Source organism: Achromobacter sp. JCM 18799 (genome assembly GCF_055395645.1).
Window position 1 is genome coordinate 3,158,537 of sequence record NZ_AP043866.1, and the last position, 23,764, is coordinate 3,182,300.

At 66.8% G+C, this 23,764-nt stretch carries 20 protein-coding genes and 1 pseudogene; 5 read left to right on the forward strand and 16 right to left on the reverse strand.

Annotation, left to right across the window (positions count from 1 at the left end):
• The first annotated feature begins 235 nt into the window (after positions 1 to 235).
• Positions 236 to 967: a 16S rRNA (uracil(1498)-N(3))-methyltransferase gene (locus tag ACZ5YA_RS14870; RefSeq protein WP_464092701.1), complete on the forward strand. Its 732-nt coding sequence runs from the start codon at positions 236 to 238 to the stop codon at positions 965 to 967.
• Positions 968 to 977: 10 nt separating this feature from the next.
• Here ACZ5YA_RS14870 and ACZ5YA_RS14875 read toward each other — a convergent pair whose 3' ends face one another.
• From ACZ5YA_RS14875 to ACZ5YA_RS14895, 5 genes are all read right to left on the reverse strand, one after another.
• Positions 978 to 1,445 (reverse strand): barstar family protein, encoded by a 468-nt coding sequence (locus ACZ5YA_RS14875; RefSeq protein WP_059379497.1) that lies wholly within the window; start codon positions 1,443 to 1,445, stop codon positions 978 to 980.
• Positions 1,442 to 2,674 carry a patatin-like phospholipase family protein gene (locus tag ACZ5YA_RS14880; protein ID WP_223283379.1) on the reverse strand — a complete coding sequence of 411 codons (1,233 nt, stop codon included), beginning with the start codon at positions 2,672 to 2,674 and terminating at the stop codon, positions 1,442 to 1,444. Before ACZ5YA_RS14880 ends, ACZ5YA_RS14875 begins: the two co-directional genes overlap by 4 nt.
• Positions 2,655 to 4,943 carry an NADP-dependent malic enzyme gene (locus ACZ5YA_RS14885; protein WP_419340857.1) on the reverse strand — a complete coding sequence of 763 codons (2,289 nt, stop codon included), beginning with the start codon at positions 4,941 to 4,943 and terminating at the stop codon, positions 2,655 to 2,657. Before ACZ5YA_RS14885 ends, ACZ5YA_RS14880 begins: the two co-directional genes overlap by 20 nt.
• Before the next feature lie 41 nt (positions 4,944 to 4,984).
• Entirely contained in the window at positions 4,985 to 6,064 is a 1,080-nt protein-coding gene (locus ACZ5YA_RS14890; RefSeq protein ID WP_005801445.1) for an IS630 family transposase, read from the reverse strand.
• A 203-nt stretch (positions 6,065 to 6,267) separates the two neighbouring features.
• A complete protein-coding gene (locus ACZ5YA_RS14895) occupies positions 6,268 to 7,167 on the reverse strand; it encodes an FAD-binding protein (protein WP_464092702.1) in 900 nt (299 codons plus the stop codon).
• Positions 7,168 to 7,209: 42 nt separating this feature from the next.
• On the opposite strand from ACZ5YA_RS14895, the gene ACZ5YA_RS14900 reads away from it, so the two are divergent.
• Complete coding sequence (locus tag ACZ5YA_RS14900) at positions 7,210 to 8,370, forward strand: pyridoxal phosphate-dependent aminotransferase (RefSeq protein ID WP_464092703.1); 1,161 nt, start codon at positions 7,210 to 7,212, stop codon at positions 8,368 to 8,370.
• 67 nt (positions 8,371 to 8,437) lie between these two features.
• Here ACZ5YA_RS14900 and ACZ5YA_RS14905 read toward each other — a convergent pair whose 3' ends face one another.
• Entirely contained in the window at positions 8,438 to 9,256 is an 819-nt protein-coding gene (locus ACZ5YA_RS14905) for a lytic transglycosylase domain-containing protein (protein ID WP_059380216.1), read from the reverse strand.
• Positions 9,257 to 9,338: 82 nt separating this feature from the next.
• On the opposite strand from ACZ5YA_RS14905, the gene ubiD reads away from it, so the two are divergent.
• A complete protein-coding gene (ubiD, locus tag ACZ5YA_RS14910) occupies positions 9,339 to 10,883 on the forward strand; it encodes a 4-hydroxy-3-polyprenylbenzoate decarboxylase (RefSeq protein ID WP_059380217.1) in 1,545 nt (514 codons plus the stop codon).
• Positions 10,884 to 10,914: 31 nt separating this feature from the next.
• On the opposite strand, the gene ACZ5YA_RS14915 is transcribed toward ubiD, so the two are convergent.
• The 10 genes and pseudogenes from ACZ5YA_RS14915 to ACZ5YA_RS14960 form a co-directional block, all read right to left on the reverse strand.
• On the reverse strand, positions 10,915 to 11,835 hold the full coding sequence (locus ACZ5YA_RS14915) for a CAAX protease (RefSeq protein ID WP_280016069.1): 921 nt from the start codon (positions 11,833 to 11,835) through the stop codon (positions 10,915 to 10,917).
• 265 nt (positions 11,836 to 12,100) lie between these two features.
• Complete coding sequence (locus tag ACZ5YA_RS14920) at positions 12,101 to 12,469, reverse strand: hypothetical protein (RefSeq protein WP_059380219.1); 369 nt, start codon at positions 12,467 to 12,469, stop codon at positions 12,101 to 12,103.
• A gap of 3 nt (positions 12,470 to 12,472) precedes the next feature.
• The gene (locus tag ACZ5YA_RS14925; protein WP_464092704.1) at positions 12,473 to 12,889 is read right to left on the reverse strand and encodes a phage holin family protein; all 417 of its coding nucleotides are present in this window, start codon (positions 12,887 to 12,889) and stop codon (positions 12,473 to 12,475) included.
• Positions 12,890 to 12,958: 69 nt separating this feature from the next.
• On the reverse strand, positions 12,959 to 13,276 hold the full coding sequence (locus ACZ5YA_RS14930; RefSeq protein ID WP_013395739.1) for an ElaB/YgaM/YqjD family protein: 318 nt from the start codon (positions 13,274 to 13,276) through the stop codon (positions 12,959 to 12,961).
• A gap of 83 nt (positions 13,277 to 13,359) precedes the next feature.
• The gene (locus ACZ5YA_RS14935) at positions 13,360 to 14,085 is read right to left on the reverse strand and encodes a hypothetical protein (protein ID WP_373429137.1); all 726 of its coding nucleotides are present in this window, start codon (positions 14,083 to 14,085) and stop codon (positions 13,360 to 13,362) included.
• A 128-nt stretch (positions 14,086 to 14,213) separates the two neighbouring features.
• Complete coding sequence (locus ACZ5YA_RS14940) at positions 14,214 to 16,943, reverse strand: nitrate reductase (protein WP_464092705.1); 2,730 nt, start codon at positions 16,941 to 16,943, stop codon at positions 14,214 to 14,216.
• A 21-nt stretch (positions 16,944 to 16,964) separates the two neighbouring features.
• Positions 16,965 to 18,167 (reverse strand): annotated as a pseudogene (locus ACZ5YA_RS14945) (NAD(P)/FAD-dependent oxidoreductase); the annotation flags it as partial.
• Positions 18,168 to 18,175: 8 nt separating this feature from the next.
• Positions 18,176 to 19,051 carry an ABC transporter ATP-binding protein gene (locus ACZ5YA_RS14950; protein WP_118933870.1) on the reverse strand — a complete coding sequence of 292 codons (876 nt, stop codon included), beginning with the start codon at positions 19,049 to 19,051 and terminating at the stop codon, positions 18,176 to 18,178.
• A gap of 4 nt (positions 19,052 to 19,055) precedes the next feature.
• Positions 19,056 to 19,886: a nitrate ABC transporter permease gene (ntrB, locus tag ACZ5YA_RS14955; RefSeq protein WP_464092706.1), complete on the reverse strand. Its 831-nt coding sequence runs from the start codon at positions 19,884 to 19,886 to the stop codon at positions 19,056 to 19,058.
• A gap of 24 nt (positions 19,887 to 19,910) precedes the next feature.
• A complete protein-coding gene (locus ACZ5YA_RS14960; protein WP_118933869.1) occupies positions 19,911 to 21,212 on the reverse strand; it encodes a CmpA/NrtA family ABC transporter substrate-binding protein in 1,302 nt (433 codons plus the stop codon).
• Positions 21,213 to 21,607: 395 nt separating this feature from the next.
• Here ACZ5YA_RS14960 and ACZ5YA_RS14965 point away from each other — a divergent pair, with 395 nt between their 5' ends.
• On the forward strand, positions 21,608 to 22,192 hold the full coding sequence (locus tag ACZ5YA_RS14965) for an ANTAR domain-containing response regulator (protein ID WP_059380225.1): 585 nt from the start codon (positions 21,608 to 21,610) through the stop codon (positions 22,190 to 22,192).
• 103 nt (positions 22,193 to 22,295) lie between these two features.
• Positions 22,296 to 23,711 carry a siroheme synthase CysG gene (gene cysG / locus ACZ5YA_RS14970; protein WP_118933868.1) on the forward strand — a complete coding sequence of 472 codons (1,416 nt, stop codon included), beginning with the start codon at positions 22,296 to 22,298 and terminating at the stop codon, positions 23,709 to 23,711.
• Positions 23,712 to 23,764: the final 53 nt, after the last annotated feature.

Genomic DNA, 23,764 nt, shown 5'->3' on the forward strand with positions numbered 1-23,764 from the left:
CGGTCAAAATAGGGGCCAGTTGAGTAGGTTGCGAAGCATGGGATTTTAGCATCCAGGGGTTTCCCCGACGCCATCGGCCATAAGGCGGCCCGTGCTAGGCTAGCTTTCTGAGGACAAGTGCCCCCACGCCGCGCCCGCTGCGCGGGCTAGCTGCCCCCCAAGGGGGCGTTTTTGCCTTGGGACGGCCCGGCGGCAAAAGTATCCTTCTCCACATCAAATCAGTTCTCGCACATTTATGTCAGCCCCCCGCTTCTTCTGCGATATCCCCCTGAGTACCGGCGCCCGCGTGGCGCTTCCCGAAGCCCTGGCGCACCATGCGCTGCGCGTGCTGCGCCTGCGCGCGGGCGAGGCCGTGGCGCTGTTCAACGGCCAGGGCGGCGAGTATCCCGCCACGCTCGAAGTGGAAGGCAAGGCTGGTTTTGCCCAGTTAGGCGAATTCCTGCCGCGCGAGGCCGAACTGGGCGGCCGCGTCACCCTGGTGCAGGGCCTGCCTTCCGGGGACAAGATGGACTGGGTGGTGGAAAAGGCCGTGGAGCTGGGCGCCGCGCGCGTCAGCCCCATCGCCGCCCAGCGCAGCGTGCTGCAGCTGTCGGGCGCCCGGCTGGACAAGCGCGTGGCGCATTGGCAGCGCATCGCGCAGTCCGCCAGCGAACAATGCGGCCGCAACCGGCTGATGGCGGTGGACGCGCCGGTCACCCTGGCCGAATGGCTGCAGCAGCCCGCGGACGGCCTGCGCCTGCTGTGCCACCCGGAAGCGCGGGACGATCTTGCCGGCGCGGTGCGGGCCGCGCCCGGCCTGCGGGCGCTGACCCTGCTGGTGGGACCGGAGGGAGGATGGTCGGACAAGGAATTGGCCCAGGCCCGCGAGGCGGGCGTGCAGGCGGTGCGATTCGGCCCCCGGGTGCTGCGCACCGAGACCGCGGGGCTGGCGCTGCTGTCGGCGGCCAGCGCGCTGCTGGCCTGGTAAAACAACCGGATCAGTGGTCTTCGCCGTAGGGCGCTGCCGCCACCCCGGGTTCGGGGTCCGGATGGCGCCCGGCGTGTTCGATGACATACGCAAAAACGCGGCCGTTTTCGCGGGCGAAATCGGCCGCGTCGGAGCAGACGGTTTCAATGCGGCCCGAGTCTTCTTCCAGCGCCGGGTCGCCCGAATGCAGCTTGTACAGCCACAGCACCACGCCGGTCTTGTGGTCCAGCACGGTATCGCACAGGCAGTCGTAGAGGGCGTCGAGGTTGCCGCCGAAGTATTCGGGGAAATCCACTGCCTTGACGATGGCGCGCAGCACGGCGGAACGGCTGCGGGCAGGATCGCAATTGGCGACGAACAGGGCCAGGCCAAGCTCATGGGCGGCGTCCACCACGGCCTTCTTGTCCAGCCCGTCATGGGCCAGCGCACCGCCGCGCATCAGCTGCCGCTGCAGAGTAGATTGGCCATTGCGCGTCATGCCTGAGCCCCCTTGAAAAAGGCGATCACTTCGTCGTTACGCTGCATCGTATCGGCATAACCCAGTTCAATCAATCGCTTGGTGTAGCTGGATTCAAATAAGAGGTAGGACATCAGCGAACCGCCGCCGGGACGGTCTGGATCGGACGATACACCGAGTACGCGGAAAAGAGCACGAGCCTGGGTCGGCATATCCTGCAAATGTTCCAGCGCCATGACGTCCAGCGACTGGCTGGGCGTGATCGTCAGGACCTCGATGCGGCGCGCATGCCCGTGCTGCGCCCCTTCCGGGCCGGACTGATCCATCAGGAAGTTGATGCGCTCCAGGCGCTCGACGTCCGCCGACAGGCCGTCCAGGAAGATGCTGGCCAGCGCATGTCCGCCGACCTGGGCCAGCGAGGGGTAAGGCGGCGAATCCTCGCGGTTTTCCGGGTGGGTTTCGTCGCGGAAACCCGTGCCGATCACCAGCACGCGATGCGCGCCCAGGTGGATGGCAGGACTGATGGGCGCAAGCTGGCGCATCGAGCCATCGCCGCACCACTCCCCCTTGCCGTGCACCTGCACCTGCCGGGCCGGAAAGACGAACGGAATGGCGGACGAGGCCATCAGGTGGTCGATGCCGATGGGCGTGGGCAGCGCCAGGCGCAGATAGCGGTGCCAGGGCTCGATGGGCGTGTGCGCCTGGTAGAAGGTCAAGTGCTCGCCGCTGGTATAGCCCGAGGCCGTGATCGCCAGCGCCGACAGCGCGCCGGTTTCCAGGTTGGTGCGCAGATGCTGGAAGTCCAGCACCCGCTCCAGCAGAGCCTGCATGGGGCTGTTGTCCAGCAGCGAATGGGGCCGCTTGCGCGTCAGGCCCGAATACATCCACCCCAGCGACAGCAGCCCCAGCCAGCGCACGCCGGTGCGGATCAGGCCGGGCGCGTCGGCCCGGTAGATCATGTCGGTATTCAGTGAAGACCACAGCCGGCGGATGCGGCGCACGCCCAGATGGGGCCGGTCGGCGCGGCAGGCCAGCGCGGCGGCGTTGATGGCGCCGGCGGACGTGCCGCAGATGATGTGAAAGGGATTCTGGAAACGCGAATGCCAGTCAGGATCCAGCAATTCCATGATGGCGCTGAGCACGCCCACCTGATAGGCGGCGCGGGCGCCGCCACCGGTCAGGACCAGGCCGGTCGGCGTGCGCGGGCACGCCGGACCGGGTGGCGTCACGTCAACGCGGTGTATTGACATCGACCACCGTCATCGCGGTCATGTTGACGATGCGGCGCACGGTGGAGCTGGAGGTCAGGATGTGCACCGGTGCGTTGGCGCCCAGCAGGAACGGACCCACCGCGACGTTGCTCCCGGCGGCGGTCTTCAACAGGTTGTAGGCGATGTTGCCCGAGTCCACGTTCGGGCACACCAGCAGATTGGCCTGGCCCTTGAGCGTGGAGGACGGCAGAATGCGCATGCGCAGCGCCTCGTCCAGCGCGCAGTCGCCGTGCATTTCACCGTCGATCTCAAGTTCCGGCGCGGCCTCGCGCACCAGTTCCAGCGCGCGGCGCATCTTCGCGCCCGAGGCCGAACTGCCCGAGCCGAAGTTAGACCGCGACAGCAGCGCGACCTTGGGCGCCAGATACATGCGGCGCATCTCGTTGGCGGCGGCGATGGTGAATTCGGCGATCTGCTCGGCCGAGGGCTCATCGTTGACGTGCGTGTCCACCAGCACCACCGTGCGCTCGTTGAGCAGCAGGATGTTCATGGCGGCGTACACGTTGTGACCAGGACGGCGGCCGATGACCTCGTCCACGAAGCGCAGGTGGTCGTGATACGCGCCCACCGAACCGCAGACCATGCCGTCGGCGTCGCCCAGGCGCACCATCATCGCGCCGATCAAGGTCATGCGGCGGCGCATTTCCACGCGCGCCATTTCCTTGGTGATGCCGCGGCGGCACATCAGTTCCCAGTACGTGGTCCAGTACTGGTGGAAGCGCTCGTCATATTCGGGATTGGTGACTTCGACGTCTTCCCCGAGGCGCAGCCGCAGGCCCAGTTTTTCGATACGGGTCAGCAGCACCGACGGACGGCCCACCAGGATCGGACGGGCCAGGCCTTCATCGACGATCACCTGCACCGCGCGCAGCACGCGCTCGTCCTCGCCTTCGGCGAACACGATGCGGGCCGGACCGCCTTCGCGCACGATGCGCTTGGACGCCGAGAACAGCGGCTTCATGAAGGCACCCGAGTGGTACACGAACTGCTGCAGCTGTTCTTCGTAGGCTTCCAGGTCCGCCAGCGGGCGCGTGGCCACGCCGCCTTCCATTGCGGCCTTGGCCACCGCCGGGGCGATGCGCACGATCAGGCGCGGATCGAAGGGCTTGGGGATCAGGTATTCGGGGCCGAACGAAATGTCAAAGGTGCCGTAGGCCGCGGCCACCACTTCGTTCTGCTCTTCCTCGGCCAGCTCGGCAATGGCGTACACGGCCGCCTTTTCCATTTCGCGGGTGATGGTGGTGGCGCCCACATCCAGCGCGCCGCGGAAGATGTAGGGGAAGCACAGCACGTTGTTGACCTGGTTCGGGTAGTCCGAACGGCCAGTCGCCATGACCACGTCGTCGCGCACCGATTGTGCCAGTTCCGGCAGGATCTCGGGCGTGGGGTTGGCCAGCGCCAGGATCAGCGGGCGCGGACCCATGGCCGCGACCATTTCCGGCTTGAGCACGCCGCCGGCCGACAGGCCCAGGAACACGTCGGCGTCCTGGATCACTTCGGCCAGCTTGCGGGCGTCGGTCTTCTGCGCGAAGCGCGCCTTGTCCGGGTCCATCAGCACGGTGCGGCCTTCGTAGACCACGCCTTCGATGTCGGTGACCCAGACGTTTTCCAGCGGCAGGCCCAGGTCCACCATCAGGTCCAGGCAGGCCAGCGCGGCGGCGCCTGCCCCGGAAGTCACCACCTTGACCTGCTTGATGTCCTTGCCCACGACCTTCAGGCCGTTGATGAAGGCGGCGGACACACAGATCGCGGTGCCGTGCTGGTCGTCGTGGAAGACCGGAATCTTCATGCGCTCGCGCAGCTTGCGTTCGACCGTGAAGCACTCCGGAGCCTTGATGTCTTCGAGGTTGATGCCGCCGAAGGTGGCTTCCAGGCCGGCGATGATCTCGACCAGCTTGTCCGGGTCGGTCTCGTTAATCTCGATGTCGAAAACGTCCAGGCCGGCAAACTTCTTGAACAGCACCGCCTTGCCTTCCATCACCGGCTTGGAGGCCAATGCGCCGATATTGCCCAGGCCCAGCACCGCGGTGCCGTTGGTGATCACGCCCACCAGGTTGCCGCGCGCCGTGTAGCGGTACACATTGGCCGGATCGGCCACGATTTCTTCGCAGGCCGCCGCCACGCCGGGCGAGTACGCCAGGGCCAGGTCGCGCTGGTTGGTGAGCTGCTTGGTCGGCGTGACCGAGATTTTGCCGGGGCGTCCAAGCTCATGGTATTCAAGGGCGGCTTTGCGGAGATTGGCATCCATAGTGGCGGCTACTGGCTAGTGTGGTGTCTCAAAAGTAATCATCAAATAATGGTACTCGCTGCCCGCGCCACAGATGCCAAGATGGTGTCCGCACTTTTATGCCACACGAACGGCTTGGGATCCTCGTTGTGACGATCAATGTATTCCCGTATGGATTGCTCCAGCTGAGCAACGCTGGTGTGGGCGCTGCGCTTGATCCACTGCTCGCTGATCTGGCTAAAGAAACGCTCGACCAGATTGAGCCAGGACGCTGAGGTGGGCGTGAAGTGAACGTGGTAGCGAGGATGGGCTGCTAGCCAGGCCCGCACTGCCTGCGTCTTGTGCGTGCCGTAGTTGTCCATGATCAGGTGGATGTCTTGTTCGCCAGGCACCGCTGCATCGATGGCTTTGAGGAACTGCAGGAATTCCACACTGCGGTGACGGCGCTTGAGCTGTCCTATGACTTTGCCAGTGGCCACATCCAGCGCTGCAAACAGCGACGTTGTGCCATGGCGCTTGTAATCGTGCGTGCGCGTGCTGGGTTTGCCAAACGTCAGTGGTAACCCTGGTTGGGTGCGATCCAGAGCCTGGATCTGGCTCTTCTCGTCCACGCACAGCACCAAGGCGCGATCGGGTGGTGCCATATACAGCCCCACCACATCCCGTACCTTGTCCACGAAATGGGGATCCGTCGATAGCTTGAAGGTTTCTTGCAGGTGCGGCTTCAGCCCAAAGGCATGCCAGATGCGCTGCACCGTCGCGGGCGATACGCCAGCGTGCCGACTCATCTGGCGCACGCTCCAGTGCGTGGCGTTGTCAGGCTTGCTCTGGCGAACCTTGTCCACAATGAGCTGAACCTGCTCGTCGCCCACACTGCGCGGGCGGCCAGCGCGCGGGGCATCGGTCAAACCCGCCAGACGATACGCCCGGTAGCGCCGCCGCCACTTGGAGACAGTTTGCACCGTCGTGCCCAAGCGTTGGGCAATCATGGTGCCCGACTCCCCATCTGCGCAGCCCAGCACGATTCGCATGCGCAGCTTCTCGTCCTCGGGCGCTTTGCGTACGCGCAGTCGCGCATGCAGCTCTGCGCGCTCGGCATCGGTGATCTGCAGCTTCGTGGCGGGGCGTCCAGGGTGGGCCATCAGCGTAGTCTCCTATAAGGAAGCTGATTCGACCAACACCGGTCAAAATAGTTCTATCTATTTTTGAGACACCACACTAGAGTGTGTGACACGAAAGGGGGGAATTCTATTCCGATGACGAACGCCGCGATACCTCGGCAATGCCCGCCTGCCCGTTGGATAAGCAGACGCGTCCCATGTTAGCGTCAGCTTACAAATTGTCGCTATTCCGCGATGTGGAATAAGGGGAACCGTCCATCCGGGTCGAACAGAGCCTTCACCCGGGAGTCCAACCGGGTGGTGGCCAGACCAGGCGGCTCCTCCCGCTCCGCCTGCGGCTGCGGCTGCGGCTGCGGCGCCGGCGCGGCGTCGGCCAGCGTCACCGACTGCACCCAGGCCAGCGTACCGCCATGCCCCAGCAGCAGATGCGCCAGGTTGACGGTGGCGGGCGCGTCGGGCTTGAGCGCGTCCAGCCGGTAGCGGCCCAGCCAGCGCTCCCCGTCCCGGGTGGCGAAGACATCGCCGCCCGAAGCCAGCTGGAACAGCGCCGGCACCAGACGCTGCACGGTGGCGGAACGCAGCGGCTGGACGTCCGACTCGCCGAACGGCCCCAGCGTTTCCTCTATGCCGTCGGCCAGCATCACCTCCAGCGCCAGCACGCCGGAGTCGGCGCAGCGCCCGGCGGGCCAGTTGGCCTTGGCCGCCAGCCACTCGGCCAGCGTCATGTTCCCGGGCAGGCCGGCGAACTGCCGCAGCCCTGCCTGGGCCAGCGCCGCTACCGGCGTGCCCGGCTGCGCGCGCCAGCGCCCGCTATCGCCGGACAGGCGCACCAGGCCGGTCAGGGCGGATGGGTCCACCCTGAGGACTGGTCCATGAGCGGTCTCGAAAGGTCCTTCAGCCCCGCGCAGCGCCAGCGTCACGCGATATTCGGCACACAGCGTGCGCGCATGTGCCACATCCGCGTCGCGCGCCGGCGTCAGCAGGCCCCGCGGGCCGCCCTCTCCCGCCTCGCCCAGATCTCGAACGGAACCCTGGCAGAGCAGGCCCAGCCGCTCGATGAAGGCCGACCACGGGCTGCGGACCGGACGACGGCCCATGAGGAAAGCGCGCCGGGATGGCTGCATGACTACAATTCCTTTTTCGCTACAAACGCCTTCGAGAATCCGATGCCCCGCCTTGCCCATCGCACCAACGACTTCCTGACCTTCCAGGTAATGGAACTATTCAAGCAGGCGCAAGCGCTGCAGGCGGCTGGCAAGGACATTATCAGCCTGGGCATCGGCGAACCGGACTTTACCGCGCCCCCCCAGGTCGTGGAAGCGCTGGAGCGCGCAGCCCGCGCCGGCCTCAGCGGCTACAGCCCCTCGGCCGGCCTGACGCCGCTGCGCGAGGCCATCGCCCGGTTCTACCACGAACAGTTCGGCGCCCGGATCCATCCGGCCCGCGTCATCGTCACCGCGGGCGCCTCCGGCGCCCTGACGCTGGCCTGCGCGGCGCTGGTCAACCAGGGCGGCGAAGTGCTGATGCCGGATCCCTCCTACCCCGCCAACAGCAACTTCGTGCTGGCGGCGGGCGGTGTGCCGCGCCTGATACCGAGCACGGCGGCCAAGCGCTTTCAGCTGTCGGCGCAGGACGTGGCCAGCCACTGGACGCCCGCCACCCAGGGCGTGCTGGTCGCCTCGCCCAGCAACCCCACCGGCACCTCGATCGACCACGGCGAGCTGGCCGAGCTGCTGGCTCAGGTCCGCGCCCGCGACGGCTTCGCCATCGTCGACGAAATCTACCTGGGGCTGTCCTATGAAGGCCAGCCCCGCTCGGCCCTGACGCTGGACGACGACGTCATCGTCATCAACAGCTTCTCGAAGTACTTCCACATGACGGGCTGGCGCCTGGGCTGGATGATCGTGCCCGAGGACATGGTGGCGCCGGTGGAGAAAATCGCCGCCAGCCTGGCGATCTGCGCGCCCACGCTGGCGCAGCACGCCGCGCTGGCCTGCTTCGAGCCGGGCGCGATGAAGACCTTCGAGCACCGCCGCGAGGCCTTCAAGCAGCGCCGCGACTACCTGCTGCCGGAATTCGAGCGCATGGGCATCCAGGTGCCGGTGAAGCCCGACGGCGCCTTCTATATTTATGCCGACATCGCCAACCTGGGCATGGATAGCGCCGCGTTCTCGCAGCGCCTGCTGCTGGAGGCCGGCGTGGCCGCCGTGCCGGGCCTGGACTTCGGGCCGGCCCATGGCAGCCACACCATGCGCTTTTCCTATGCCACCGGCCTGGACCGCCTGGAAGAGGCGGTCGCCCGCATCGGCCGGCTGCTGCAGGGCTGATCTTGAACACCCCAAAAAACAAAGCGCGTCCCAAGGGACGCGCTTTGCATTCGGGCCATTACGGCGATCAATCGCGCGCCAGCGCGATCCCGGAAGCCAGCGCCAGGCGGCGGCGTTCCGCCTGCACCTTGGCGCCGTAGCCATTGTCGTCCGGTCCCGTGGCGCCGACGTAGCATGCCAGGCCGCCATCGATCGAACCGCGGCGATTGATGCAATCGCGCAGGATCGTGGCTCCAACCCCGATATTTGCGGCCGGGTCCAGCGCGGTCTTGCCGACCGCGTCGAATTTTTCCTGGTGCACGCTGGTCATCACCTGCATCAGCCCCTGCGCGCCCACGTGGCTTTCGGCCAGCGGGTTGTAGCGGGACTCGATGGCGATCACGGCCAGCACCAACAACGGATCCAGCTGCTTTTCGCGGCTGACCTTGTACACCACGTTCAGCAGCGGGCCGGTGGCGTCATAGGCGACCTTGTACTTGCGCGAAATATAGTTGCGCAAGGCTTCCGCCTGCGGACCGGTGGCGGTCATGGCGACAGGCTTGGGCGCCGGAGGGGCGACGCGGGCTGGCCCCAGCATGCCGGTGGCGTTGCTGGCGGGGGCGTTGGGAACGGCCATGGCAATTGCCGACGACATGTCGGAACCCAGTTCGGAACCGGCTTCGGATTCGGTGCCGGTTTGCATGGATGAAGGCGCTAGGGCGGTCAACAAGGCTTTGTGCACTTGCAATGCCTGGTCGCGCAAACCAGGCAGGGCGAATCCCATGCTTACCGTCACAATGACCGCAATGCCCAGATAAACGGAGCAAATGCGCAGGGACTCGGCAAGATATTGGTGCACTCCTTGGGCCAGGCTTCGGAACAGGCTGGCCACTGACGCATCGGGCATAAAACCTCCTGCGTTAAAAAAGAGGGAGTCAATGTTAACCTCTCTGTCTACCCAATATGTAACCAAATAGCTGGGATCTGTAGTGAAATACCGCGACCTTAGAGACTTCATCGCCCAACTTGAACGCATGGGCGAGCTCCGACGCATCGCTGCGCCGGTGTCCACCCGGCTGGAAATGACTGAAATATCCGACCGAGTCCTGCGCGCGGAAGGGCCTGCCCTGCTGTTCGAAAACGCGCGGCACAATGGCCAGCCGGCGCAGATGCCGGTGCTGGCCAACCTGTTCGGCACCCCGGCCCGCGTGGCCCGCGGCATGGGCGCCGACGACGTCAGCGCCCTGCGCGACATCGGCGAACTGCTCGCCTCGCTGCGCGAGCCCGAAGCGCCCAAAGGCCTGCGCGACGCGCTGGCCAAGGTCTCGATGCTGAAGTCCGCGCTGTGGGACATGAGCCCCAAGAACGTCAAAAGTCCCGCCTGCCAGGAAATCGTCTGGGAAGGCAAGGACGTGGACCTCAACCGCCTGCCGATCCAGACCTGCTGGCCCGGCGACGTGGCGCCGCTCCTGACCTGGGGCCTGGTGATCACGCGCGGCCCCAACGCCCGCCGCCAGAACCTGGGCATCTACCGGCAGCAATTGCTGGGCCCCAACAAGCTGATCATGCGCTGGCTGTCGCACCGCGGCGGCGCGCTGGATTTCCGCGACCACGCCCTGGCGCATCCCGGCACGCCCTTCCCCATCGCCGTGGCCTTGGGCGCCGACCCGGCCACCACGCTGGGCGCGGTCACGCCGGTGCCCGACAGCCTGTCCGAATACCAGTTCGCCGGCCTCTTGCGCGGCTCCCGCACCGAGGTCGCGAAAGCGCTGGGCAGCGATCTGTCCGTGCCGGCCTGGGCCGAAATCGTGCTGGAAGGCCATCTGCTGCCGTCCTCCGACCCGCGCGCCATCGCGCCCGTCGTGCCCGAAGGCGTCAACCCGCCGCCGAACACCGATTACGAAATGGCGCTGGAAGGCCCCTACGGCGACCACACCGGCTACTACAACGAGCAGGACTGGTTCCCCGTCTTCACGGTGGAGCGGATCACGATGCGGCGCAATCCCATCTACCACTCCACCTACACTGGCAAACCGCCCGACGAACCGGCCGTGCTGGGCGTGGCGCTCAACGAAGTCTTCGTGCCGCTGCTGCGCCGCCAACTGCCCGAGATCGTGGACTTCTACCTGCCGCCGGAAGGCTGCAGCTACCGCCTGGCGGTGGTGTCGATCCGCAAGCAGTACGCCGGCCACGCCAAGCGCGTCATGTTCGGCCTGTGGAGCATCCTGCGCCAGTTCATGTACACCAAGTTCATCGTGGTGGTGGACGAGGACATCAATCCGCGCGACTGGAAGGAAGTGGTGTGGGCGATGACCACCCGCATGGACCCGGTGCGCGACACCTTGCTGGTGGAAAACACGCCCATCGACTATCTGGATTTCGCCTCGCCGGTCTCCGGCCTGGGCGGCAAGATGGGCATGGACGCCACCAACAAGTGGCCCGGCGAAACCAATCGGGAATGGGGTACTCCCATCACCATGGATGCCGACGTCAAGAAACGCGTGGATGAGATGTGGGGGCAGTTGGGCTTGTAATCCTGCCCAGCCTCTCGTATCGGGACCGGCGTTATCGCGGCAGGATCAGGAAGCGCTGATCCTGCCCCTGATGCAGCCGGGCGATCAAGGCTCTGTTCTCCCGAGCGCTGCGCGTAACCAACTCGTTCAGTGTGTCCAACGAATTGATCCGATGCGTTTGCGCCAGATGCTGAAAGCGTCTGATTTCCGACGCTGTGCAGGCCCGCTGCGCATCCCGTAAAAGACCATTGGCTTGCAACAATCGCAAATTTTCGGGGTGGATCAACGTCAACAGGCTTTCCGCTTTGGCGGTCTTTTCCTGCAAGTGCTGCAAGGCGTCCGTCTCGCTCAGCACGCCGTACCGCTTCCATGCCGGTTCATGATGAAACAGGCGATTGCGAAAGTCGCGCAACGTGGCGACCAGATCCTGCACATGGGCCAGCATCCCTCCCGCCTGACGCATCGGCCACGCCCCGCGAAACACGGCGGACAGGTGCTTGGGCCAGATCAACCCGCGTCCCATGAACTCGGCATCCAGCAGGAATTCCCAGGTCGAGAATTCAGTCTTGGCGATGACGCCATGATGCTGCGGCATCACATTGCCGCGCATTGCGTGGCGGCGGCGCTGTTCGGAAGCATGGTTGCGGGTCGCTTTGGCGAAGTTGTTCCGCACCGCCTGCACCGGATGCGGCGTATCCGTGCCGGGCGCGTAGGAGCGGTAGCGCAGCTTGCCACCCGCCCACCAGAACCGCCCCAGATCCGCGACCAGCGCCCGGTCGATGGCGTTTCGCAAGCTGATTTCCACCGCGCCCATAAGCGGGTACAACGCACCGCAGGCATGTGCATTCCACAAGTAGGCCCCCATCAGTTCCACGTCGTTCGCAGGGTTGAATACGCTCTGATAGCTGTTGATGCGCTCGTTGCTGATGAGCGCATCGATCAATAGCGGGCGGTACTGCAATGTGTGGGGCATGGCGCCAAGCCTGGAAGAAGGAACAGGCCACCGCCGTTGACGACCGCGGGTGGACCTAAATACAATCCCTCTAAGGTTGGTGATGGCTTCCAATGGACGCAAGCCTACGACCCATCATGTAAGACCTGATTCCCACCCCGGCCTAGAGCCGGGGCTTTTGCTTTATGGCTCGGCCTGGCTCGAACAGCACAGCGTAGCGCTGAATCCAGGCATAAAAAAACCTGCCTTTTTCAAGGCAGGCTTCTTGTTGGGCAACGCCATAGCTTCAGCGCCTGTCATCTGGCGGATCATCATCGCGGCGCGAGTTCTGCCAGGCTTTGAACAATTGCCAGCCGACAAAGGCGCCGCCGGCGATCTTCAAAAGCTTGGAGCGCTTGCCGCCGCGCATGATCATGGCGGACAGCGATGAACTGACGATGGGATAGCGGCGCGCCAGGCTGATCGCCTGCAAGGCCCAGCGCGATGCGCCGCCCGAAGCCAGGCCGGGCAAGAGCCCCTTGAGGAGCGCGGCCGGTTCCAGCTTGCGTCCGGTGGCCGCGATGCTCTGCGCCAGCGATTCGCGTTCGATGGCTGCGCGGGCGCGCAGCAGCTCGATGCGCACGGCGCGGTCGACGGTGGGAGACCTTTTCGTCATGTTTCAGCCCTCCTCGCGCCGGCGCGCCTGCCCTTCGTCGTCGTCTTGCGCGTCGCGCACCCGCTCCAGCAATTCGGCGTCGCGCCCGAGTTCCTCGAGCGTGGCGGCGAATGGCGGCGCGCCGTAGACCAGCCCGCGGCGCACTGCAACCAGCAAGGCCACGCCGACCAGGCCATAGAAGCCCGCCAACAGGCCCAGGGCCAGGTAGCGGTCTTCAGTGGGCCAGAACGCCACCGCGACCGTGACGGTGAAGACCAGCACCGCCAGCGTCAGGAACAGCAGCGCAGCAAACGCCATGCCCAAAAGCTTGAGCAAGCGCGCTTTTTCATCCGCCGCTTCCAGCGCCAGCAGTTCCAGGCGCGTGCGCAACAGCCCGACCACGCTGGAGGCAACGCCGAAAACAGATTTTCGTAGACCCATGGCTGAAAAGGACGCCGGGCGGGAAGCGCGGTCTTGCGCCCGCGCCGCCCGCCCGGATGTCCTGCCCTATCAGCGGCGGCTGATCAGCAAGCCGAGCAGCAGGCCGGTCACGCCTGCGATGCCGATGGCTTGCCAGGGATTGTCGTGCACGTAGTCGTCGGTCGCGCGGGCAGCCTTGCGGCCGCGTTCCAGCACGGCGTCCTGCGCTTCGTACAGCGCTTCGCGCGTGCGCTTCAAGGACGTCAGCGCGCGGTCGCGCAATTCGTTGGCCTTGTCGCCGGTGCTGCTGGCGGCTTCGCGCAGCAGGCTTTCGGCGTCATTCAGGCTGGACTTGACACTGTCGATGAGTTTTTCTTTTGCGACTTCTTCGGATTTTCTCGTGGCCATTATTTGAGCTCCTGTTGTGTGTCAATGACGGAACCATCATACCAGCCGCCATGCGGGAGACACGGCGCGCTTGCTACGGTGTGCTACTTGATTTGCGTAATCTCAACGGCGGATTTGACGCCGCCCTGATCGATGTCCTGCTTCATCACCAGATTGATCGCCGGACAGTACCAGTCCGTCACGGTGGTGTTCATGCCCGGGATGGGGATCGTCAGGCCCTGAAACGTGGCCATGGTGGGATCGGAATTGCGGGTGTAGGTGATCGGATGGCAAGACTGCGAGCCCAGCGCGGTATTCACCGCAGCCTTCTGCCCCACGGTCTTCTCACCGATGCGCACCGTGGTGCTGGGCTGGCCGCCGACGGGCGCTTCCTTGCCGATCTTCAGGCGGAACGACGAGCCAGGCAATTTTTGGCCGGCGCTGAGCTTGCCGTCATAGGCGAAGAGACCCAGCATGCGCAGGTCGAACTGGCCTTCGGAAGGCTTGGGCGCCTCGCCCGCGGTGGCATAGCGCAGGAAGGTGGCCTGGCCGCCCTTGACCGTCATCAGGTAATCCAGCTTGGACTTTCCCGGGGGCAGGCCCGCATAGCTGAACGTGGCCACGCCCTGCACGCGCGCGCGGCAGTTGTCGCCATTGCTTTTTGTAACTTCGGCGAAAGACAGGTCGGCGCCCAGCGCCAGATTGCCGGTGCCGGTCAGTTGCACCGTGCCGCCGTCATGCATGAACTGCGCATCGCACACGCCGGCCTGCGCCGCGGCGGCCGCGCCCAGCGCGCCCGCCGTAAAAATCAGGGATGCCATTTTTCGCATCGTCACAAGCCACTCCATGAATCCGGATGAAAACCGCCCGCGCCTGGCGCATGGCTGGCTTGATACTACACCGGTTGCGAGACGCGGCGCGTGTCGGAACGTGTCGGCCGCGACCACGCTGGCAGCGGCTACGCCGGCGCGGCGGCGGGCGCGGCGCGGCCGATCAGAACCTGGATCTCCGGCACGCAGGAACCGCAGCCAGTGCCGCAACCCAGCGCAGTCTTCAAGGCCGCCAGATCGCAGCCCCGGGCGATACCGGCAAGAATCGCGGCCTCGCTCACACCGTTGCAGACGCAGACCGCGCGCGAGCGGACCGCGCCCGCAATCCGTCCGGTCAGCAGCGCCGCCACGCTGGCGGGCGCGTCGCCGCCGCCGGCCCAGGACAACAGCGCATCCTGCGCCCGCAGATCACCTGTCAGCAGAAAGCCGCGCAAAGCGCCTTGCTCCACCCTCACCCTGCGCATCTGGCCGCGCGCGGGATCGTCGAAAGCCACGTCGGGCAGGTGCAGGTCCAGCGCATCCGCCATCGCATCCAGGACCTCTGCCGGCGGCGCGGCGCAGGCCGCCAGGCGCATCCGCACGCCACCCGCGCCCGCCGGCAGGACCACCGCGTAATCGAAGCGTCCCAGCCAGGGCGCCAGCCGCGCGCGCAACATGGCGCTGTCGCCCTGCAGCCAGCCCGCGGCCTGCCATGGCAGGCCTGCCGGTACGGCCGACACGGCACTGTGCTTGAGTTCCGGCTGGCGCGAAATGGGATCGGCGGCCGGGTTGGTCAACGCGTTCACTCCCAGCCCCGCCATGTAGGCGCTGCCCCAATGCATGGGCAGGAACACCTGTCCCGGCGTCAGCGTATCGTCCGCCTGCACGGGTAGCACCACACTACCCCGGCGCGACGCCAGCCTGGCCAGCGCGCCGGGGTCCAGCTTGAGCCGGCGCATGTCCTCGGGATGCATGGACACCCAGGGTTCCTCGACATGCTGCGTCAGCACGCGGGCCAGCGACGTGCGCGCCATGGTGTGCCAATGGTCGCGCAGGCGGCCGGTGGTGAGCCGCAGCGGATATTCCGGCGTAGCGGCTTCGGCGACCGGACGGTAATCCACGTCGCAGAAACGGGCGCGTCCGCTGGCCGTGGGAAACACGCCATCGGCATACAGGCGCGCCGTGCCCTGACCTTGCCGGTACGGCCATTGCTGCGGTCCGTACGCATGCAGCGTTTCGTAATCCAGCCCGCTGTAGTCCAGGTCCCGGCCCGCCGTGGTGCGGGCATGCTCGGCAAAGACCTCGCTTTCATCCCGGTAGGCGAACAGCGCCGCCTTGTGCGGGGCCATGCGGGCAGCTAGGCGCAGCGCGACCGCCTGCGCCAGCCGCCAATCCGGCTGCGCGTCGCCGGGCGGATCGATCGCCGCGCGCACCCGGCTGATGCGGCGCTCCGAGTTGGTCACGGTGCCGGACTTCTCGGGCCAGGTGGCAGCGGGCAGCACCAGGTCCGCATAGGCCAGGGTTTCGGTGCCCGCGTACGCCTCCTGCACGATGACAAACTCGGCGCGCTCCAGCGCAGCGCGCACCCGGGCCTGATCCGGCAGGGACTGCGCCGGGTTGGTGGCCGCGATCCACAGCACCTTGATGCGACCTTCGCGCGCCGCGTCGAACATATCCAGCGCGGTGGCGCCCGGCGCCCGCGGCACGGCGTCCACGCCCCACAGCGCGGCGGCCGCCTCGCGGTCGGCCGCCGACGCGGGATCGCGATGGCCCGGCAGCAGCGTGGCCATGCCGCCCGCCTCGCGCCCGCCCATCGCGTTGGGCTGCCCCGTCAGCGAAAACGGCCCCGCGCCCGGCTTGCCGATCTGCCCGGTCGCCAAATGCAGATGTATCAGGGCGGCGTTCTTGTCGGTGCCGCTGGCCGACTGGTTCAAGCCCATGGTGTAGAGCGACAGCGTCGCGCCGGCCGCGCCGAACCAGCGCGCCGCCTGGACGATGTCCTCCGCCGGCACGCCGCAGATCTCCTGCGCGGCTTGCGGGGTGTACCGCCGAGCGCGCGCCATCAGGGGCTCGAAGCCTTCTGTATGCCGCTCGATGTAGCCGTGGTCCAGCAGCCCCTCCTGCTCCATGACATTGAGCATGGCGTGGAACATGGCCACATCCGTGCCCGGCGCCAATTGCAGGTGCAGGTCGGCGAAGGCCGCGGTGTCGGTACGCCGAGGATCCGCGACAATGACCTTCATGCCTGGACGCCGCGCCCGCGCGGCCTCCAGCCGCCGGAACAGTACGGGATGCGCATAGGCCATGTTGGAGCCAGCGATCAGCACCGTGTCGGCCAGGTCCAGGTCCTCGTAGCAGGCCGGCGGCGCGTCCGCGCCCAGCGTGCGCTTGTAGCCCGAGACCGCGCTGGACATGCACAGGCGCGAATTGGTGTCGATGTTGTTGGTGCCGGCCAGCGCGCGGGCCAGCTTGTTGAAGACCGCGTAATCCTCGGTCAGCAACTGCCCCGACAGGTAGAAGCCCACGGCGTCCGGGCCATGCCGCGCAATGGTGTCGGCCAGCTTGGCCGCCGCGATATCCAGCGCCTGGTCCAGCGCGATGGCGCGCGGGGGGTGGGCGCGCGTCTCGCGCCATTGCGCCGACAGCACGCGCGCGCCGTCGCGCCGCACCGTGTCCGCCAGCGCCAGGCCCTTGCTGCAGAGCTTGCCATGGTTGGCCGGATGCTGCTCGTCGCCGCGCACGCGGAGCACCGCGCCATCGCGCGTTTGCACCCGCACGCCGCAGCCGGTGCCGCAATAGCAGCACACCGACGCCACTTCGCGCACGCCTTGCGGCGCCGCGTCCACGCTATCGATCAGGCGAGCCATGGGTGCATCCATTTCCTATTCCTCCGCGGCGCCTTCGCCGTGCATGAGCCGCTCGCGCAATGCGCCGATGCGCCGGCCCTCGCGGATCAGGCGCACATACCAGGCGCTATCCGCCGTGTCGCCGTACAGGCAGGCGCCCACCAGCTTGTCGTCGCGGATCACCAGTTTCTTGTAGACGCCGCCTGGTGTATCGGCCAGCGTGATCGACTCGGTCTGCTGCCCGCCGGCAAAATCGCCAGCGGAAAACAGATCGATGCCGGTGACCTTGAGCCGCGTCGACGTCACGCTGCCTTCGTAGCGGCCGATGCCGTGCAGCGCCAGATGGTTGGCCGCCACCTTCGCCTGTTCGTACAGGGGCGCGACCAGGCCGTAGGCGGTGCCGCGATGGCTGACGCATTCGCCCACCGCGTAGATGCGCGGGTCATAGGTCTGCAAGGTGTCGCTGACCACCACGCCGCGGTCCACATGCAGGCCGCAGCGCTCGGCCAGTTCGGTGTCGGGCCTGACGCCCACCGCCATCACCACCAGGTCCGCCGCAATCTCTTCCCCGTCCGCGAAGCGCAGCGCGCGCACCCGCCCGTCGGCCCCTCCCAGGATCTCGCGGGTCTGGCGCCCCAGCAGAAACTTCAGGCCGCGCACTTCCAGCCCGCGGCGCAGCATGGCCGCGGCGCCGCCGTCCAGCTGCCGGTCCAGCAGCGATGCCCCCAAATGCACCACGGCCACATCCATGCCGCGCGCAGCCAGGCCGTTGGCGGCCTCCAGGCCCAACAGGCCACCGCCTATCACCACCGCGTGCCGGTAGCGCGAGGACGCCTCTATCATCTGGTTCACGTCGCCGATATCGCGAAAGGCGACGACGCCGTCCAGATCGCTGCCCGGCACAGGCAGGATGAACGGCTTCGAGCCGGTGGCCAACAGCAGCCGGTCGTAGGGCGTCTCGGACCCATCGTCCGCCAGCACGATGCGCCGGGCGCGGTTGACGCCCACGACCTTGCGGTTCAACAACAGGCGGATGCCGTGGCGGAGGTACCAGTCCTCATCGTTGAGCACGATATCCCGCAAGCTCTGTTCGCCGCTCAGCACTGGCGACAGCAGGATGCGGTTGTAGTTCGGATGCGGCTCGGCGCCGAATACCGTGATCTCGTACAGATCGGGCGTCAGCTTCAGCAGTTCTTCCAGCGTGCGTATGCCCGCCATGCCGTTGCCGACCACCACCAGCTTCTGCTTCGCCTCCATGACGGCCCCTACGCGGCTGCGCGCGATGCCCCGGCCTCGGCCAGCGGCTGCGGGTCGGCATCCAGCGCCGCGTTGGCCTGGAGCGCCGCCTGCGAGCGCTCGGGGTTGCCATGGCGGCGGTGCAGGAAGTCCACCACCGCGGCCCGGCACGCCAGATAGGCCGCGTCATTGGCCAGCCGCACGCGGTCGCGCGGACGGGACAACGGCACGGGCAGGATTTCGCCGATGGTCGCGGCCGGACCGTTGGTCAGCATCACGATGCGGTCGGACAGCAGCACGGCTTCATCGACGTCGTGCGTGACCATGACGGTGGTGGTGCGCGTCTTGGCGACGATCTTCAGCAGTTCGTCCTGCAGGTGCGCGCGGGTCAGCGCGTCGAGCGCGCCGAAGGGCTCGTCCATCAGCAGCACGCCCGGCTCGATCGCCAGGGCGCGCGCAATGCCCACGCGCTGCTTCATGCCTCCGGAAATCTCGCGCGGCAGCTTGTTCTGCGCCGGCAACAGGCCCACCAGGTCCAGCGCCGCGCGTGTGCGCTCGACCAACTGCGGGCGCTTCTCCTTGGCGCCGAACACCCGCTCCACCGCCAGATATACGTTCTGGAAGCAGCTCAGCCAGGGCAGCAGCGAATGGTTCTGGAACACCACGGCGCGGTCCGGGCCGGGGCCGGTGATCTCGCGTTCCGCGCACAGCAGCACGCCGCTGGTGGGGCGGGTCAGGCCGGCGATGAGATTGAGCAGGGTCGATTTGCCGCAGCCGGAATGGCCGATCAGCGTGATGAACTCGCCCTGCTCCACGGTCAGGTCTATGTCGCGCAGCGCCACGAAAGCGCCCTTGCGGGTATTGAACGTCTGGCCCACGCGCTCGATGCGTACGTATTTCTTCATGGCGCTATTCCTCGGTGTAGGTGTAGCGGCGGGCCAGGGCAACCAATAGAGTTTCCAACAGCAGCCCGACGATGCCGATCACGAAAATGGCGATGACGATGTGCTCCACCTTCAGGTTGTTCCACTCGTCCCAAAGCCAGAAGCCGATGCCCGTGCCGCCCGTCAGCATCTCCGCGGCCACGATCACCAGCCACGCAGTGCCGATCGACAGGCGCACCCCGGTCAGCATGTAGGGCAGCACGGCAGGCAGCAGCACCTTGGTGGTCACCTTCCATTCCGACAGGTTCAGCACCCGCGCCACGTTCAGATAGTCCTGCGGCACGCGCGCCACGCCGACCGCGGTGTTGATGATCATCGGCCAGATCGAACAGATGAAGATGGCCCAGATGGCGGCCGGGTTGGCCGCCTTGAACAGCAGCAGTCCAAGCGGCAGCCAGGCCAGCGGCGACACCGGCCGCAGCAGGCTGACGATGGGCGAGAACATCGCCCGCACCGCCGCATAGCGGCCGATGGCGAAACCCGCCGGGATGCCGACCAGCGCGGCCAGGCCGAAGCCGAGCGCCACGCGCTGCAGCGATGCCAGCAGGTTCCAGCCTATGCCTTTGTCATTGGGGCCGTTGTCGTAGAACGGATCGGAAAACAGTTCGACGGCGGCGCGCCAGGTCACGCCTGGCGTGGGGATTTCCGGTATCCGCATCGCCACCACCTGCCACACCAGCACAAACAGCGCGAAGCCCGCCACGGGCCCCACCACGGCCCGCAACGCGGACTCCAGACGTTCGCGCCAGAGGACGAGGAGTTCATCGCCGCGGCTCATACTCGTTGCGTCAGACATTGCATGCCCCTTTTGTATCGGCGCTCAGGCCCGGACCTTGAATCCGTCGGCGTAGGCGGCAGGATTGCTGCCGTCCCAGACCACGCCGTCGATGAGTTTCGAAGTGCGCATCTCGCTGGGCGGCAACGCCGCGCCGGCGGCCTGCGCGGCCTGCTTGTAGAGGTCGATCCGGTTGATCTGTTTCGCCATCGCCAGATAATCGGGATGTTCCTTCAGCAGCCCCCAGCGCTTGTGCTGCGTCAGGAACCACATGCCGTCGCTCAGGTATGGGAAATTGGCGGCGCCGTCGGCGTAAAAGCGCATGGCGTGCTCGTCCGTCCAGCTTTTCCCCAGCCCATCGTCGTAGCGGCCCAGCATGCGGTCGACGATGCCGCTGGCGTCCGTGTTGACATAGGACTTGGCAGCGATGGTCTCGGCGGTTTTCTGGCGGTTGGCGGGCGAGGCGTCTATCCACTTGCCGGCCTCAAGAATGGCGGCGGTCACCGCGCGCGCCGTGTTCGGGTGGCGCGATACGAAGTCGGCGCTCGTGCCCAGCACCTTCTCGGGGTGGTCGGTCCAGATGCCCTGCGAAGTGACGGCGGTGTAGCCGATCTTGTCCAGGATGGCGCGCGCGCCCCAGGGCTCGCCCACGCAATAGCCGTCCATGTTGCCCACGCGCATGTTGGCGACCATCTGCGGCGGCGGCACGGTGATGACCTTGGCGTCCTTCATGGGATGGATGCCGTAGGTCGCCAGCCAGTAGTACAGCCACATCGCGTGCGTGCCGGTGGGAAAGGTCTGGGCAAAGGTGTATTCGCGCTTGTCGGACGCCATCAGCTTGGCCAGCGATTCACCGTCGCGCACGCCCGCCGCCAGCAGCTTGTTCGACAGCGTGATGGCCTGGCCGTTCTGGTTCAGGCTCATCAGCACGGCCATGTCCTTCTTCGGCCCGCCTATGCCCAGGTGCACGCCGTAGACCAGGCCGTACAGCACGTGGGCCATGTCCAGCTCGCCGTTCATGAGCTTGTCGCGCACGGCGGCCCAGGACGCTTCCTTGGACGGCGTGATCGTCACGCCGTGCTTCTTGTCCAGGCCCAGTACCGAGGCCATCACGACCGAAGCGCAATCGGTCAGCGGAATGAAGCCGATCTTGACCTCGGTCTTCTCGGGCGCGTCGGTGCCGGCGGCCCAGGCGCCGGCCCGCACCAGCGGATCGACCAGCGACAGCAGGCTGGCGCCGGCCACCGCGCGCGCCGTGCCGCAAAGCCACTTGCGGCGTGCGGCGTTGGCGCTGAGATCCCCGCCCGCGGCGGCGTCGGTGGAGGGGCTATGGGTCGATGGCGTCATGCATGGCTCCTGGCAAAAAAAAACGTCCCGCGCGCCATGGATTTCCATCCAGTGGCGCTGCGGAACGTCGTTGTCCCTTGCCGCTGATTGCGGCGCGTTGCGTGGGCCGACCTTCGTTGGCCGCCCGCTTCCACTGAAGCAAATGGCGTGCCAGAAAGAATGGGATATTGCCTGGCTCGCCGCCAGGCCGCGCCTGCACTAGCGCTGCTCCGCATCGCGCCGGGCCAGCGGGCAAGGCATGAAACGGGGTGCGAACCAACTTGGTGCACCGTCGGTTGCGGCAGCGCACCATCCGTGTGCCAGGCGCGCTCCGGCGCTGTGCGCACCGACTGGCCGTCGTCGAAGAATGCGATGGCATGGAACTTGCATGACAGGAAGCATCAGAGGGGAATCTCATGCTCAAGGTCATGCTGCTCAACGATGGCGAAGGACGCGCGGCGTCGCTGCGGCAGACGCTGGCCGCAGCGGGCGTACATGTCGTGGCCGAAATGGCGCCGGACATGGATCTGGCCGCCGCCATCGCGCAGGCCGCGCCCGACGTGGTGCTGATAGACAGCGACGCCCCCGGCCGCGACACGCTGGAGAACGTGTGCGTCGCCAGCGAACACAGCGACCGCCCGGTCGTGATGTTCACCGACAACGGCAACCGCGAAACCATACGCAGCGCCTTGCGCGCCGGGGTCGCCGCCTACGTGGTGGGCGACGTGCCTGCCGGACGCATCGAGCCGCTGCTGACGGTGGCGATCGAGCGCTTCGCCATGGAGAAGTCGCGGCGCGAAGAACTGCGCGACGCGCAATTGCGCCTGGCCGACCGCCAATGGGTGGAAAAGGCCAAGGGCATCCTGATGAAGGCGCGGTCGATTTCCGAGGATGAGGCCCACGGCCTGTTGCGCCAGCGCGCCATGCAAAGCCAGAAGCGGCTGGGCGAGGTCGCCCGGGAGGTCGTGGAGATGAGCGCCTGGCTGGGCAAATCCACTTAATAAGCTTTGGTTATATGGAACAAAGAAATCAAAAGTTGTGGGGATGAAGCCCCCTTCCTATGATCCAACGACACTATGCCGGGTACGCCCGAGGCTGGCATTCATGAAGCTTTTCCCGATTTTTGCCGATCTGAAAGACAGGCTGGTCCTGGTGGTGGGCGGCGGCGGCGTCGCCGAACGCAAGACGCTGTCGCTGCTGGAAGCCTCCGCCGACGTGCTGGTGGGCGCGCCGGAACTGACGCCCGCCCTGGCCGCGCTGGCCGCCGAAGGCCGCATCCGCCATTTGTCCGGCCGCTTCGATCCCGCCTGGCTCGACGAAGTCTGGCTGGCGGTCGCGGCCACCGACGACCGCGAGACCAACGCCGCCGTCTCGGAGGCCGCCGCCGTCCGGCGCATCTTCAGCAACGTGGTGGACGATCCCGAACTGTCGTCCTTCCAGGTGCCGTCCATCGTCGACCGCTCGCCGGTCATCGTCGCGATTTCCTCGTCCGGCGTGGCGCCGGTGCTGGCGCGGCGCATCCGGGAACGCATCGAATCGCTGTTCGACCACACCCTGGGCCAGTTGGCCGGGCTGGCCGCCAGCTATCGCAAGCGCATCCGCGCCAGTCATCCCGACCTGGGCGCGCGCCGCCGCTTCTACGACTGGCTGCTGGACGGCCCGGTGGCCGGCTTCCTGCGCCAGCAGCAGCCGGCCCAGGCCGAAGCCGCGCTGGCGGCGGCATTGGCGGCGCCGCGGGCGCCCGACGCCGGCAGCGTGGTGCTGGTGGGCGCTGGCCCCGGCGACCCCGGCCTGCTGACGCTGAAGGCATTGCGCGCGCTGAACGAGGCCGACGTGATCCTGCATGACCGCCTGGTAAGCGCCGACGTCATGTCGCTGGCGCGCCGCGACGCCGAGCGCGTATCGGTCGGCAAGCTGCCCGGCGAGGACCACAACGCCACCCAGGCCCGCATCCACAGGCTGATGGTCGAGCACGCGCGCGCCGGCCGCCGCGTCGTGCGGCTCAAGGGCGGCGACGCCTTCATCTTCGGGCGTGGCGGTGAGGAACTGGAATACCTGCGCACGCACGGCGTGCGCTATGAAGTAGTGCCCGGCATCACCGCCGCGCTGGCCTGTGCCGCCTATGCCGGCGTTCCGCTGACGCACCGCGAACACGCCCAGTCCGTCCGCCTGGTCACCGCGCATTGCCGCGAAGACGAGGACAACCTGGACTGGCCCGCGCTGGCCCGTGAAAAACAGACCCTGGCCTTCTACATGGGTGTGGGGCAGCTGGATCTGCTGACCAGCCGCCTGCTGGCCCACGGCCGCTCGGCGGACACGCCGTTCGCGCTGATCGAGAACGGCAGCCGGCCCGAGCAACGGGTGTTGTCTGGCGCGCTGGAGCAATTGCCGGCGCTGGCCGCCGAGCACGCGATCCGTTCGCCGGCGCTCTTGATCGTGGGCGAGGTGGCGGGATTGGCTTCGCAATTGCAGTGGTTCGGCCAGCACCTGGACGGACGCATGGAGCGTCTGGCGGCCTGAGGGGCCGTGGGCCCGATGCAAAACGCCAGCCTGCGGGCTGGCGTTTTTTTTCG